Source organism: Streptosporangium sp. CA-135522 (genome assembly GCF_050949235.1).
Classification (GTDB): domain Bacteria; phylum Actinomycetota; class Actinomycetes; order Streptosporangiales; family Streptosporangiaceae; genus Streptosporangium.
The window spans coordinates 5,193,350-5,206,590 of the sequence record NZ_CP192026.1; the positions used below are offsets into that span (position 1 = coordinate 5,193,350).

A 13,241-nucleotide genomic window follows, 5' to 3' on the forward strand; every position below is an offset into this window, starting at 1 on the left:
CGCCACGGGGACCGCGGCGCCCTTTCCGCCGGCAGAGCGGATCACGGGCTCGGCGCGTAGACCTCGATCTCGTAGAGCGAGACGCCCCATCCGGTCGCCCGGACCGTGGTGTTGACGCGCAGGTAGCGTCCGGTGCCGTTGAGCCCGGTGAGCTCGTCCACCCCGCCGTCGCCGGTGGTGGTGGCGTAGAGGTCACGCCAGCCGGCGCCGTCGTCGGAGATCTGCAACCGGTAGGCCCTGGCGTAGGCGGTCTCCCATCTCAGGACGGCGCGGTCGATCCGCTGGACCGAGCCGAGGTCGATCCGGATCCACTGCGGATCGCTGTAGGCGGAGGACCAGCGGGTGGAGGTGTCGCCGTCGTTGGCGTTGGCCGCGCCGAGCCGGTCGACCTCGGTGCTGGAGACGGTGACCGGCCGGAAGGCGGCGAGGTTGCCCCGGCCCGGCCAGGGGATCTGCTGCGAGGCGTAGTAGTTCACGCCCAGGATGTCCCAGCGCGGCCCCTGGGTGGCGAGCCGGCCGCGGAACCCGGTCCAGTCACGGGCGGACTGCGGGGACCAGCCGGTCTCCGCGATCGCGGCCATGCGGGGGAGTGCCATGAACTCGATGTCCTTCAGCGTCTTGACCGTCTCGCTCCACAGCGGGGCCTCGACTCCCAGGACCGCCGCCTCCGGGACGCCGGTCATGTATGTGGCGGGGTCCCAGTCGTAGGCGGTGCGGACCTCGATGTATCCGGCCCAGGTGAGCCCGATGGGGGTGGAGGCGTTGTACTTCATGTCCATGTAGGTCTTGTTCGCCGGTGACATCACGACCTTGTTCCCCCGCTGGACCGCTTGGGCGAGCGAGGCGTTGGTCGTGCCGGTGCCCCAGTACTGCGGCACCGTGGAGGCCGGCGGGCCGACCTTCGTCACCTCGTTCCAGCCGACGGCGCGCTTGCCGTACTTGGCGACGATCGGCAGCACCCGGTTCATGAAGGCGGCGTAGTCGGCGTCGGTGGTGGCGTGCGCCTCGTCGCCACCGATGTGCAGGTAGGGGCCGGGGGTGAGTTCGGCCAGTTCGCGGACGACGTCCTCGACGAACCGGTAGGTGATCTCCTTTGAGATGCACAGCGAGCTGAACCCGACCCCCGTGCCGGTGTAGAGAGGCGGGGCCGTGCCGTCGCAGTTCAGCTCGGCGTAGGAGGCCAGGGCCGCGTTGGTGTGGCCGGGCAGGTCGATCTCCGGCACGATCGTGATGTGGCGGCTCTGGGCGTGGGCGACGATCTCCCGGTACTGGGCCTTGGTGTAGTAGCCGCCGGGACCGCCGCCCACCTGGGTCGAGCCTCCGTACTCGGCCAGCCGGGGCCAGGAGTCGATCTGAACGCGCCAGCCCTGGTCGTCGCTGAGGTGCAGGTGCAGTGCATTGATCTTGTAGAGGGCGAGGTCGTCGATGTACCGCTTGACGGCGTCGACGTCGAAGAAGTGCCTGGCGACGTCGAGCATCGCGCCGCGGTACTGGAAGCGCGGCCTGTCGGTGATGAGGCCGCCCGGCACCGTCCACGGTCCGGGCTGGACGGTCCGGCGCTCGATCGCGGCGGGCAGCAGCTGCCGTAGTGTCTGCACCCCGGCGAAAAGGCCCGCGGGCGCATTCGCCCGCAGCGTCACGCCGGTGCCGGTCACCTCCAGCCGGTAGCCCTGATCCCCGAGGTCGGCGCCGGCGCCGGACAGCAGGAGCGAGATGCCGCCCGAGACCCCGGCCGAGTGCGCGGCGATGGGCAGCGCGTAACCGGTGGCCGGCCGCAGCAGGCCGCGGAGGTATTCGCCGATCTTCGTGGCCTCCGGCGAGTCGTTCTGAACGTAGATCCTGGCCTGGCCGCCGAGGGTGAAGGTGGCGGCGGAGGATTCGACGTGAGCCGGCACCGGCACCACGGTGGCGGCCATGCCGGGCGGATCGGCGGCCAGCGCGCCCGCCGGGGTCCATGCCGTTCCCGACAGGCCGAAGATGGCGGCGGTCAGGATGAGCGCGAGCCGGCCGGCGAGCCGGCGCCAGGACCGGGGACGCGGCCGTGGACGGGGGGTCTGGGGGGTGGTCCGCACAGGTGTCCTCCAGGGGGAGTGGGCTGCGACGCGCATGCACAGGACGGTGCGAATATCGAACAAGGCATGCCCTACGGCGAACGTGGAGATATGTGCCCAGAGTTGCCCAATATCGAGCAGTGTTGCGCGGTATGTGCGGATTGTGAAGCCCTGCCGGGCGTTCCCGGCCGGCGAGCGGGACGTCGCACGCCGCGGACCCGCCCGACGGGCCACAGAGGTTACGGCCGACCCGCCCATCCGGGCGGACCGGCAGGATGCAGGCCTCGGCCCGCCAGGGTCGCCGGGGGCGGCGGTCTCCTCGTGTGCCCGGCGAACAGCCGCGACGCGGCCGGTCCGCCGTCCGACAACGGGAGCCGATCATCCACAGCCACGTAGTGCCTGGCGCCACGGGCCGGGAACGTGACCTCAGGAGGCTACGAACGCCTCGGCGACCCCGAGGCTGTCCTCGTACACGGGGGTCTCGTAGTTTCGGCCGTGAATCCAACGAAGTATGGCCTGACCTGCGCGCACAAGAAGATGATTCAGCCTGGACTGTCTGGCCTGCTGTGAAGGAACCACAGGTCAGAGCCAGCTTCGTTGGATTTTCCGCCATTGCTACCGGGACCCCGGAAACGGTCGCGCACCGGGCTCGTGAACGGACGCTAGATGCGCGACTTCCGCACCGAGTGCCATATCGCCCCGACCAGAGCCCGCGTCGACCGGACCACTGAGAGCTGTTCCTGCCGACGGTACACATTCCAGTTGTACTGGACCGGCGACAACTTGTTCGACGAGAGCGACCCGGCCCGCTGAGACCGGTACACGGCCAAGGGTTCCCTCAGAGCCCGGGCGGGGGTCCCGTCCCGCATGATCGATAGCCAGAGCGCGTAGTCCTGCCTCTTCGGCATGTCCGGCATCAGCTTCGTCCCGAGCACCCTGCGGTCGTACATGGCGGTCAGGGCGCCGATGTGGTCCTGGACCAGCATCGCGCTGTAGTCCACGTGCTCCGGCGCCCACACGACGCGCCCGTTCGGGACGAAGTCGGCGGCCTCGCCCTCGTGCAGGGCGTCGACCTTGTAGTAGGAGGTGAACGTGAGGGGCGTCCCGGCTGTCGCGGCGAAGGCGAGCTGCTTCTCCAGCTTCGTCGGGAGCCACAGGTCGTCGCTGTCGAGAAGGGCGATGAAGTCACCCTGGGCCCGCTCGATGGCCAGGTTCCGGGCCCGGGCCGCGCCCCCCCCTGCCGGGCCGCGGCCTCCGGCAGGACCCGCTCGTCCTGCCGGGCCAACTCTGTCAGCAGATCCATCGAGTCGTCCGAGGAGGCGTCGTCGGTGATCAGCAGTTCGAGATCGGTGTGGGTCTGCGCCAGCACCGACCGAACTGAGGGCCCCAGCGCGGCCGCCGCATTGTGTACCGGCATCACCACGGAAACCAGGGGCACAGCGGTGTTCCTTACCCAGATTGGAGTCGTCATGGATGTTGTCGTCGCTGGTCAGGGCTACGTGGGACTGCCTCTGGCCGTGCGCGCCGCCGAGGTGGGCCATCGCGTCGTCAGCTACGACGTGGACCTGCACCGTATCAAGCGGCTCACCGTCGGTGAGTCGTACGTGGAGGACGTGACCTCCTCGCGACTCCGCGCGGTGCTGGACTCCGGGGCCTCCTCCGCGACCGCCGACGTTGCCGCGCTGGCCGGCGGCAGTAGCGATGCGGCTGGTCTGCTGGTCGGTGTAGCCGAGCATCCGGGCGATGACCGGTGCCGGTGCCTGAAGAACCAGGTGCCGCAGTGCGGCGGCCCGGCTATTGAGGGTGGCGATCTGGTGGGTTCGCAGTCGATGTTCGATGGCGTCGGTGGACACCGGGGCGCTCCGGATCGCCTCTCTTTTTCGCTTCCGGGTGAAGACCAGCTCCGCAGGGCAGGCCCGCTTCAGGGGCGGAGGGACGGGCTACGCGCTGCACGGTCATTGCAGCTCGCTGCCGTACCAGGGGCACCAGCCGTAGTAGGGCATAGTTGTTGCCAGGAGGAGCACGGTGAAAGCTCATCCTGCGGAGCGGAGGTCCGCCTATGCGAATCCGCCGTAAGTAGGCCCCGGCAGACCGGCGATGGTTAATCAGGAGAATATTCACACTGCGTTAGTGCAGGCAATAGTGGTGAGTCCGAGCAAGCCTGGACGCCGTGGGGACGATATTCAATCTTTCTCGGAAGCTAATTTAGAGACATTTTCGATTACTTCTGACTTGCCCATATCGCCAACCCCTCTTATTGGTAAGGGATATCCGCAGGTCACGAGGATGGGGCGGTGAGTTAGTTAGCATAATGCGTTACCTTCGCTAAGGCTGGTGACCTCGGTGGGGCGACCTGAGCGCCTACGATGGGCGCCCACGCGAGTCGCCGCCGAAACTCGTTTGTGGAGCATAATTATCAATGCCACACAGCACCGGATTTGCGGATACGATTGCATCCCGTAACAACGAAAGCCCGGCACCTCCTGGCAGAGGGCCGGGCTCTCGCGGTACACCGGATCTGGGGCGAGGCCCAAGGCGCCAACGACCGTGCGGGACGGGGCGGACGGTACGGGGACACCACGCCGCCTACGGTGGGTACCACCTGGAGAGCGAGATCGGCGCGTCGAACCTCGGCCGGGCCTACCTGAACGATCTCGCCACGCTGATGGACGCGCCGCCGGTGCCGACCCGAGTCCCTCACCCTCGACGTCGTGGGCGACCTGGCTCTCGACCTCGACGCCTACCTGCACCATGTGACCTGACCGTGTTTCGTCCCGTGCCGCGCGGGGCTTGCGGTAGCGTCCGGGTATGACCCGTGATCGGCGAGCTACCAGCGCCGGACGGGAACGGGCCGCAGTCTGATCCCGTCCGGCGCCTGGCCATGTCCCTGTGACCATCCGCCGCCGATCATGAAGGCTCGTCCCATGTCCCCTGCTGTGCGCCCGTCCTGGACCGAGCTGCCTGCGGCTCTGCGCGACGCGCTGGCCCACCGGCTCGGCCCCATCCGTCACGCGCACGTCCAGTCCGGGGGATTCACTCCCGGCGTCGCCGCCCGCGTGAGCATCGAGCGCGACTGCCGCACCAGCCGCGCATTCGTCAAGGCGGTCCCCGCCGATCATGTCCTCGCACCGAAGTACCGGGCGGAGGCCGCCATCGCCGGGCAGCTGCCCGCGGCCACGCCCGCGCCGCGGCTGCGCTGGAGCGGCGACCTGGACGGCTGGGTGGTGCTGATCTTTGATGACGTGGACGGCCGTCACCCCGACCTGTCACCGGGCTCGGCAGAGGTGCCCATCGCGGTCGCCGGGGTCGCCGTCCTGGCCGCGACGCTGACACCGAGCCCCGCTGACGTGCCGGCCGCGACACAGGCGCGTGGCGGACTGCTGCACGGCTGGGAGGAGTTGCTGCGCTGCGGCACCGCGGACGATCCCGCCGCCGGCCTTGGCCGTGGGAACGGGATCGGCTGGGCATGCTAGCCGACCTCGAACGCGTATGGGTCGCCTACGCGACCGGCACCTCGCTGGTCCACGGCGACATTCGGCCGGACAACCTGCTCATCCGCAACAGCGATGACGCGCTGATGGTCGTTGACTGGGCGCAGCCGTCGATCGGCGCCGCGTGGCAGGACGTCGTGGACCTGATCCCGCACATGATCATGGCCGGGCACGCGCCGCTCGATGCGGAGAAAACACTCGTCGGTGTGCCCGCGTGGCACGCCCTGCCCGGCCTCGTGGTCACCAGCTACGCCGCCGCGTACGCCGGGTACTGGACGCGGGCGAGCAAACTGCCTCCGCCACCGGGTGTCCCGCACTTGCGCGCCTACCAGGCGCACGCCGCGCTGGCCGCGCTCGCCTGGACCCGGGCCCGGCTAGATGAATGAGTCCAAGGGGTCTGGTTACGTTCAGTGGTCGTAGGCGATCAGGGATCGTTTGATCGGCTGGCCGGTCTTGTCGTTGTGCCAGATCGCGGTGGTCAGCGCGAGGATCCTGGACAGCACCCGGGTGATGACTCCGGCCGGGGTCCGGCCCCCGTGACGTTCCAGGTCGAGCTGGCCTTTGAAGGTCTGGTTGATCGATTCGATGGTCTGGCGTAGCGGCTTGAACAGCCGCGCTCCGGCCCGCTCGGGTTCGCCCTGGCGGGCCGGTCGCAGCAGGCGCAGATCACGTTCGGTCAGCGCGTACTCGAAGTCTCGCCCGTAGTACTGCCGGTCAGCGATGATCGACTGGCCCGGATGACCGGCCACCATCTCGGGAGCGGCATCCAGCATCCCGAGCAGGGTGTGGCGCTCATCGGCCTTGGCGCCGGTGAGGGCGAACATCACCGGCAGCCCGCCCAGGGTGCACAGCAGATGTAACCGCAGCCCCCAGAAATACCGGGAGTGACTGGCGCAGTAGCCGTACTCGGCCCACCCGGCCAGCTCACTGCGCCGGGCAGTGTCGCGGGAGCGGCCGCACTCCACCAGCAGCCGCCCGGCCGTCGGCGAGTCGGGGCCGATGGCCGTCTCGATCACGGTCACCCCGGCCTTGGTCAGGCACAGCAGGGCGACGGTGTCCTCGGCGCCGGTCGCTTCCTGGACGAGCGAGACGAGCGGAGCGCTGGCAGGGAGCGCCACGTCCACGCCCCAGCGCTGGTCGAACAGCCAGGCGTTGTCGGGGTCGTTGTAGCGGGCGGCCACCCGGGGGACCGCGAACTGGCGCTTGGCCAGCAGGCCGATGACGAGATTGTCCTCGTCGTCGCCGGTGGCCGCCAGGTCGTCGGGCCCGGCCACGGTGGCCTGAGCGGGGAGGAGCGAGCGGCCGCCCCGGGTGACCTCGACCAGGCGGATGTCGCCGTCTATTTCGAGTTCGCATAGGCGGCGGCCGGTGAAGTAGGGCGGCAGTTGCGAGCGTAGGAGCAGGGTCTCGCCGTTGCCGAAGGTCTGCTCGGGGGTGAGGTAGCGGTGCAGCAGCATCTGCGAGATCCGCTCGACCGTCCAGCGGACGCTGGAGACGGTGGGGATGCCGAGGTCGCGGTAGATGTCGGCGCGGCGGGGGTCATAGATGCGGGCGATGACGATCGGGACCTTGAAGACCTCTCGGGCGGTGCGGGCCGAGACGATGTTGCTGTTGTCGCCGGAGGTGACCGCGATGAACGCGTCGCTGTCGTCGATGCCGGCTGCGGCCAGGACGTCGCGGCTGTAGCCGTTGCCGACCAGGAAGCGGCCGAAGTAGGGAGGCAGACCAAGTACGCCGGAAAGACATCCCAGGAGTTTTGATGTCAAGCAGCAAGTTCCGCTTGATGTGACCAGGCGGTCACCTCGTCGTAGAGGGTGCCGGTCTTGAGACAGCCGTGCAGGATGCCGACGAGCCGGTTGGCGACCTGGCGAAGGGCGGCGTTGTAGTCGGCGTCGCGGGCGCGTTGCTTGTCGTAGTAGGCGCGTGCGCCGGGCGAGACGCTGATCGCTGTGGACGCCTGGGCGATGAGCGCGTCGATGAGCCGATCATTATGGACAAACCGGGCGATGACGACCTTCTTCTTGCCGGAGGCCCGGGTAATGGGGCTGGTGCCGGCGTAGTTCTTGCGAGCCTTGGCGCAGGCATAGCGGTTGGGGTCGTCGCCGAACTCCGCGAGCACCCGGGCACCGAGGATCGCTCCCAGGCCGGGCTGGGAGAGGATGATCTCAGCGGCCGGGTGCCGGCCAAAATGGGCCTCGACCTCCTTGCGCATGGCCGTGATCTGCTCGTTCAGTGTCAGCAAGACAGCGGTCAGGGCACGTATCGAGGCCGCGTAGGCAGCGGTGAGCGCAGGAGGCTGACCCAGGTGCCGGGTTCGCAGGGCGGCCTGGATCTGTACGGCTTTGTCGGCCACGTTATGGCGGCGAGCCCGCTTGAGCACCGCGCTGATCTGCCCGATGGTCAGCTTCGCCGCCGATGCCGGATCCGGTGCCTTGGCCAGCAGCTCCAGCGTGTCCGGCGCGTCCAGGTCCCCGAACGCCGTCAGAGCGGCGGGGAAGTAGTCCCGCAGCGCGTGCCGCAGCCGCTGGGTTTGCCGGACGCGTTCCCAGATCAGCGTCTTGTGCATCCGGGTCACGACCTTGACCGCCTCGGCCTGGTCGCTGTCTCCCGCGATGGGGCGCAGCTGGTGGGAGTCGGTGCGGACCATGTCGGCGAGCATGTGCGCGTCCGCGGCATCGCTCTTGGCGCCCGACACGCCCAGCCGTTCCCGATAGCGGGCCGCTTGCAGCGGGTTCACCGCCAGCACCGTGTATCCGGCGGCCACCAGCGCCCGCACCCACGGACCCCGGTCGGTCTCGATCCCGACCACGACCTCGACATCCTCCTCAGCGAGGTCACCCACCTGCTCGGCGATCATCGCGTGCAGCCGGGCCATCCCCGCCACGCCCTCCGGCAGCCGCGCCTTGGCCAACCGCCGCCCCGAAGCGTCCATCACCTCGACATCATGATGCGCCTCGGCCCAGTCATCTCCCACGAACAGTCGCAACGTCTCTCCCGTCCCCGATACCGCTGGTCAGCAGCCTGCGGGAGAACCATCAGCGACCTAATGAAGCAGTGCTCACGCCTTGATCAGGCGGGCACGACATCCCAGCAGTGATCAACTCTCCCGGCCGACCGGCAGGGGCACGATCTTTCCGCAGGACTCGAAGTCCAGGGGCAATAAGTGCTCACCTGCCGGCGGCTACCAGGCACCGAGTCTGCCGGACGGCGACTCGCTAACACTCATTAGGGGCAACGGGCTGGTCAGAGACCGCGCTGATCGGGAGTGCGGATCATCGGCTGCCTGTTTCCAACTCGGCCGGGTGGCGAGCGACGCGCAGCTCGCGCAGGTTGGGGATGTGGTTGTAGAGCGTGCCCGGGCTCACGCCGAGGAGTTTGGCGATCGAGGTCACCGAGTGTTCGGGGTTGGGCAGCATGTCCCGGGCGGCGCGCAGCAGGTCGGGGGTGACCACGGTGGGGCGGCCGCCGACCCGGCCGCGCGCCTTGGCCGCAGCCAGGCCCTCGCGGGTGCCGGTGACGATGAGTTCGCGGATGAACTCGGCCAGCGCGGCAAAGACGTGGAAGATTAGCCGCCCGCCCGGGGTGGTGGTGTCGAGGTTCTCGTGCAGCGAGGTGAAGCCGATCTCGCGGCGGCGTAGTTCGCCGATCATGGTGATCAGATCGGTCAGGGAGCGGCCGTAGCGGTCCAGCGAGGGAACGGTGAGCGTGTCGCCGGCGGTCAGGAAGGCGTGGCAGGCCTTCAGTTCGGGCCGGTCGACGTTCTTGCCGGACTTGGTGTCGGCGAAGATGCGGCGGCATCCGGCGTAGGTCAGGGCGTCGAGTTGGCGTTCGAGCTTTTGGCCGCTGATGGAGACGCGGGCATAGCCGATGCGGATGTCGCTGGGACGGGTCGGGAAGGCGGCGAGCAAGTCGGTGGGCGGATCGGAAATGGTCGTCACGGCCGCCATTTTCTCAACAAACGGTCTTCAGGGGTTGTTGAAGCATCGAGGTTGTTGAAGGGGTTTTTGAAGGGTTTCCGGGGCCCGGAGACCCTTCTGTCATGATCGTCAAGAAACGATGGCGCGCTCAAAGGATCAATGCATCACCGCTGTTCAGGATCTCAGCGTAGATCTCTGCCGGAGTGCGATAGCCGTGGATCTTGCGGGGGCGGTTGTTGAGCTCGTCGGCGATGGCGTCCAGGTCGTCTTGACTAAAGGTGCGCAGATCTGCCCCTTTGGGCAGGTACTGGCGCAGGAGTCGATTGGTGTTTTCGTTGCTGCCCCGCTGCCAGGGGCTGCGCGGTTTGCAGAAGTAGACCGGCATTCCGGTCGCGCTGGTGAAGGCGCGATGCTCGGCCATCTCCCGGCCGCGATCCCAGGCCAACGAGCGCCGTAGCCGGACCGGGATGGCCAAGACACTGCGCGTGAGATGGGGCCTGACCTGCTCGGCTTTGATGCCGTCCGGTAACTTGACCAAGGTCGTGTAGCGGTTGGTGCGCTCGACCAGTGTGCCGATGGCAGACGGGCGCGTGCCCATGATGAGATCACCTTCCCAGTGCCCGGCAACCGCCCGGTCCTCGGCCTCGGCGGGACGGGCGGTGATCGGGACCATGTCCCGCAGGACCCCGCGGCCGGTGGCCCGGTGGGCGCCTCGAGGGCGGCGCATCGGGCGCGCGGTGCGCAGACGTTGAGTGAGCGCTCGGTCGATGGCCTGCCGGCGGCGCGGATCATAAAGCGACAGGTAGATCGCCTCGTGGGAGAGCTGCATGTCGGCCTCCTGCGAGTAATGTCGCCGCAGCCAGCCGGAGATCTGCTCCGGCGACCAGCACAGCGCGAGCTTGGCTTCGACCATCACTCGAAGCGCAGGTTGCCGGGCCAGCTTGGCCGGTTTCGGCCGACGCGCCCGCCGATAGGCCTCAACCTCGGCCAAGGCGGCCCGATAGCGCTCACGGCCGCCGTTGCGGGCGATCTCCCGCGAGACCGTCGAAGATGCCCTTCCCAGCCGCTGGGCCAGCAGCCGGGCGGACTGTCCAGCGGCGATGCCCCGGGATATCTCTTCGCGATCAGCAGCCGTCAGATGGCGCACGGACCGTCGCTGCGGAGCCTGGTGCACGCCGCCGCTCTGGTAGAGAAAGCGCCGGACGTGATGCATCGGGGCGCCCAGTGCCCGGCCCATTAAGCTGAAGGATTCCCCGTCGCGCCAGCGCCGCCAGATCTCGTCTTGCTGAGCGGGTGAAAACCCGTAGTCACGCACACACACCTCCACGGCTACATGATCATCCACGGGTGGTGCGTTGGCCCATTGAGGGTGCCATGGTTTTTTGAAGTTGACTCAGGCGGAGAGTGGGCGTCGAAGAGCAGTCACGAGCAGGAAGTGATACCGGTTGCTTTCTGCCGGAGCTGTTCAGTCCTCCTTTCGGCTGGCGATCAGGTGACCGGTCTCGGTGCGTCGGTAGACCACGCGTCGGCCGACCCGCGTGCCGACGACGAAGTCCGCATCGCGCAGGATGGCCAGGTGGTCGCCGACGGTGCCGAGGGACAGGCCGAGGTGTGCGGCGAGTTCACTGCTGGTTGCGGGGTGTTCGAGTTCATGGAGGATGGCCGCGCGACCGGTGCCTATCAGCCGCTCCAGCGACCGGGCGGGCCGGATGCGCGCCGCATCGTCGGCGGATCCGCGGGCCGGGTAGACCAGTGCGTACGACGCTGGGGGCGCCTCGCACAGCCACGTGCCGCTGCTCAGCACGCTGATCGGGACGAACAGCATGCCCTCGTCGCCGACGACGCGGTCCGGGAAGGCTTGGTCGCTGAAGCGGATGGCGTCGGCGCCGACCCAGGCGCTGCGGCGGCTCATGTGCTGCAGGGCACGGGGCCAGCCGTAGGCGGCTAGCAGCCCCGCCCGGTGGGTGACGTCGCGTTCCAGTAGTGCCCGGCGGCGCGGCCAGTCGGGGGCCACATGGGCCTCCCATACGTACTTGAGCAGGTCGGTGGTCCGGGCCGCCCAGCCGTGGCCGGTCAGCCAGCCCAGGTCGTGCTGCTTCCAGCTGTGCGCCACCGACTTCTCCAACTCAGCGCGCACCTCTTCGTCGGACGCCCGGGCGACCGACGCGAGCTCGCTTTCCAGAGTGGTGCGCATGCCACCTGTCGGCGGGATCACAACGTAGCTCGGCAGCCACTTGGTCGAGCTCAGCAACCTGACCAGGCCCTCGGCGAAGGGGTCCGCCTCCAGGACGGCGCGGAACGCGCCGTCCTGGAGGGCATGCCAGGAGGCCAGCCACGGATCGGTGCAGGGCTTGCCGAGCACCATCATCGATCCCAGCGTCTCGGCGAGTGGGGACAGCGCGAACCGGGACCGCGAAAGGGCCAGAGTGCTCAACCGCAGCAGCATCATCTTTCGCCTCCTGCCGAAACGATAGCGTCCGCTCCGGTGCTCCTGCAGACTCCCTGCCCATGCTCTCAGCCCTCCTGCGACAGACCGACTTCCGCTGGTTCCTCGCCGCGCAGGCGGTGTCGCTGCTGGGCAGTTCGATGGCGCCGGTCGCGCTGGCGTTCGGGGTCTTGGACGCCTCGGGCAGCACCAGCGACCTCGGTGTCGTCCTGACCGCCTACATGGTGCCGCTGCTTGCCTTTCTCCTGGTGGGCGGGGCCACGGCCGACCGTCTCCCGCGCAGGACGGTCCTAGTGGCCGCCAACCTGGGCTCAGCCCTCACCCAGGGCAGCGTCGCCGCTTTGCTGCTCACCGGGAGGTACGCGCTGCTGCCGGTGGCCGCCCTGGGGTTCCTCAACGGCGTTCTCGCCGCGTTCACCACGCCGGCCCTGCGCGGCATCGTGCCTCAGCTTGTCTCCGGGGACCGGATACGGCAGGCGAACGCCCTGCTGGGATCGGTGAGAAACTCCACGAAGATCCTCGGACCGAGCCTGTCTGGGATCGCGGTTGCCGCCGCCGGCGGCGGCCCCGCCATCGCCTTCGACGCACTGACCTACCTCCTCGCCGTGGGGTGCCTTGCCCGCCTGTCCCTCACCGCGGCTCCGACCTCGCCGCGGCCCTCCTCCAGGATGCTGGCCGACATCCGCGACGGCTGGACCGAGTTCCGCCGCATCCGCTGGGTGTGGACGGTGTCCCTGTGCTTCTGCGTGGTCAACCTGGTTCAGGTCGGCACCTGGCAGATCCTGGGACCTGTACTGACCAAGCAGCTCAGCGGCGAGGCGGCCTGGGGGTTCGTGCTCAGCGCCCGCGGCGTCGGCATGCTGGTTATGAGCGCGCTGATGTACCGGCTGGTGGTCAGGCACCTACTGCGGCTGGGCCAGCTGATGAGCGCGCTCGGCGCGCTCCCCCTGCTCGCACTCGGTGCGCACCTGCACGCCCCCTGGCTGATCGCGGTCGCCTTCGTCGCCGGACTGGGCTCCTCAGTCGCCGCCGTCAGCTGGGAAACGTCACTGCAGGAGCATATTCCCGCACACATACTCTCGCGCGTCTCGTCCTACGACGACCTGCTGTCCTATATCGCGATCCCCATCGGCCAACTCGGCGTGGGACTGCTCGCCCACAGGTTCGGCGACTTCCAGGTGGCCGCGACCGCCGGCATCATCTACGCCGCGGCGGCCGTTCTCCCTCTGGCCTCCGCCGCCGTGCGCCGATTGCCACACGCTCAAGACGACCATGCCCGCACCGACGGCTACAGCCCACAACCACGTCCCTGAGCCAGTCACCGAAGGAGGTCCTG

9 protein-coding genes and 4 pseudogenes are annotated in these 13,241 nt (G+C 68.6%); 4 read left to right on the forward strand and 9 right to left on the reverse strand.

Features of this window, described 5'->3' with window-relative positions:
• Positions 1–41: 41 nt before the first annotated feature.
• The 3 genes and pseudogenes from ACQPYK_RS24480 to ACQPYK_RS24490 form a co-directional block, all read right to left on the reverse strand.
• Positions 42–2,108 carry a family 20 glycosylhydrolase gene (locus ACQPYK_RS24480; protein WP_433234989.1) on the reverse strand — a complete coding sequence of 689 codons (2,067 nt, stop codon included), beginning with the start codon at positions 2,106–2,108 and terminating at the stop codon, positions 42–44.
• A 605-nt stretch (positions 2,109–2,713) separates the two neighbouring features.
• A pseudogene (locus ACQPYK_RS24485) lies at positions 2,714–3,280 on the reverse strand (glycosyltransferase); the annotation flags it as partial.
• Between the two features lie 92 nt (positions 3,281–3,372).
• Positions 3,373–3,522 (reverse strand): annotated as a pseudogene (locus ACQPYK_RS24490) (glycosyltransferase); the annotation flags it as partial.
• Between ACQPYK_RS24490 and ACQPYK_RS24495 the strand changes: the two are divergent.
• The 3 genes from ACQPYK_RS24495 (at position 3,521) to ACQPYK_RS24505 (ending at position 5,928) form a co-directional block, all read left to right on the forward strand.
• A complete protein-coding gene (locus ACQPYK_RS24495; protein ID WP_433234992.1) occupies positions 3,521–4,156 on the forward strand; it encodes a hypothetical protein in 636 nt (211 codons plus the stop codon). The pseudogene ACQPYK_RS24490 and the gene ACQPYK_RS24495 overlap by 2 nt on opposite strands.
• A gap of 819 nt (positions 4,157–4,975) precedes the next feature.
• Entirely contained in the window at positions 4,976–5,524 is a 549-nt protein-coding gene (locus ACQPYK_RS24500; protein ID WP_433234995.1) for a hypothetical protein, read from the forward strand.
• Positions 5,518–5,928 carry a phosphotransferase gene (locus ACQPYK_RS24505; protein ID WP_433234998.1) on the forward strand — a complete coding sequence of 137 codons (411 nt, stop codon included), beginning with the start codon at positions 5,518–5,520 and terminating at the stop codon, positions 5,926–5,928. Before ACQPYK_RS24500 ends, ACQPYK_RS24505 begins: the two co-directional genes overlap by 7 nt.
• A 21-nt stretch (positions 5,929–5,949) precedes the next feature.
• On the opposite strand, the pseudogene ACQPYK_RS24510 reads toward ACQPYK_RS24505, so the two are convergent.
• From ACQPYK_RS24510 to ACQPYK_RS24535, 6 genes and pseudogenes are all read right to left on the reverse strand, one after another.
• A pseudogene (locus ACQPYK_RS24510) lies at positions 5,950–6,507 on the reverse strand (transposase); the annotation flags it as partial.
• 159 nt (positions 6,508–6,666) lie between these two features.
• Positions 6,667–7,308: pseudogene (locus tag ACQPYK_RS24515) on the reverse strand (NAD-binding protein); the annotation flags it as partial.
• The gene (locus tag ACQPYK_RS24520) at positions 7,305–8,528 is read right to left on the reverse strand and encodes an IS110 family transposase (protein WP_433235001.1); all 1,224 of its coding nucleotides are present in this window, start codon (positions 8,526–8,528) and stop codon (positions 7,305–7,307) included. The pseudogene ACQPYK_RS24515 and the gene ACQPYK_RS24520, both read right to left, overlap by 4 nt.
• 286 nt (positions 8,529–8,814) lie before the next feature.
• Positions 8,815–9,480, reverse strand: coding sequence for a recombinase family protein (locus tag ACQPYK_RS24525; protein ID WP_433235004.1), 666 nt, complete (start codon positions 9,478–9,480; stop codon positions 8,815–8,817).
• 127 nt (positions 9,481–9,607) lie between these two features.
• Positions 9,608–10,786: an IS30 family transposase gene (locus ACQPYK_RS24530; protein WP_433235007.1), complete on the reverse strand. Its 1,179-nt coding sequence runs from the start codon at positions 10,784–10,786 to the stop codon at positions 9,608–9,610.
• A 138-nt stretch (positions 10,787–10,924) separates the two neighbouring features.
• Positions 10,925–11,908 carry a helix-turn-helix domain-containing protein gene (locus ACQPYK_RS24535; RefSeq protein WP_433235010.1) on the reverse strand — a complete coding sequence of 328 codons (984 nt, stop codon included), beginning with the start codon at positions 11,906–11,908 and terminating at the stop codon, positions 10,925–10,927.
• A 59-nt stretch (positions 11,909–11,967) separates the two neighbouring features.
• On the opposite strand from ACQPYK_RS24535, the gene ACQPYK_RS24540 reads away from it, so the two are divergent.
• Positions 11,968–13,218, forward strand: coding sequence for an MFS transporter (locus ACQPYK_RS24540; protein ID WP_433235013.1), 1,251 nt, complete (start codon positions 11,968–11,970; stop codon positions 13,216–13,218).
• The last annotated feature ends 23 nt before the right edge of the window (positions 13,219–13,241 follow it).

Excerpts from the sequence above, each read along its gene's own strand:
- ACQPYK_RS24480 (WP_433234989.1), bottom strand. The coding sequence starts at position 2,108 with ATGCGCGTCGCAGCCCACTCCCCCTGGAGGACACCTGTGCGGACCACC.
- ACQPYK_RS24495 (WP_433234992.1), top strand. The coding sequence starts at position 3,521 with ATGGATGTTGTCGTCGCTGGTCAGGGCTACGTGGGACTGCCTCTGGCC.
- ACQPYK_RS24500 (WP_433234995.1), top strand. The coding sequence starts at position 4,976 with ATGTCCCCTGCTGTGCGCCCGTCCTGGACCGAGCTGCCTGCGGCTCTG.
- ACQPYK_RS24505 (WP_433234998.1), top strand. The coding sequence starts at position 5,518 with ATGCTAGCCGACCTCGAACGCGTATGGGTCGCCTACGCGACCGGCACC.
- ACQPYK_RS24535 (WP_433235010.1), bottom strand. The coding sequence starts at position 11,908 with ATGATGCTGCTGCGGTTGAGCACTCTGGCCCTTTCGCGGTCCCGGTTC.
- ACQPYK_RS24540 (WP_433235013.1), top strand. The coding sequence starts at position 11,968 with ATGCTCTCAGCCCTCCTGCGACAGACCGACTTCCGCTGGTTCCTCGCC.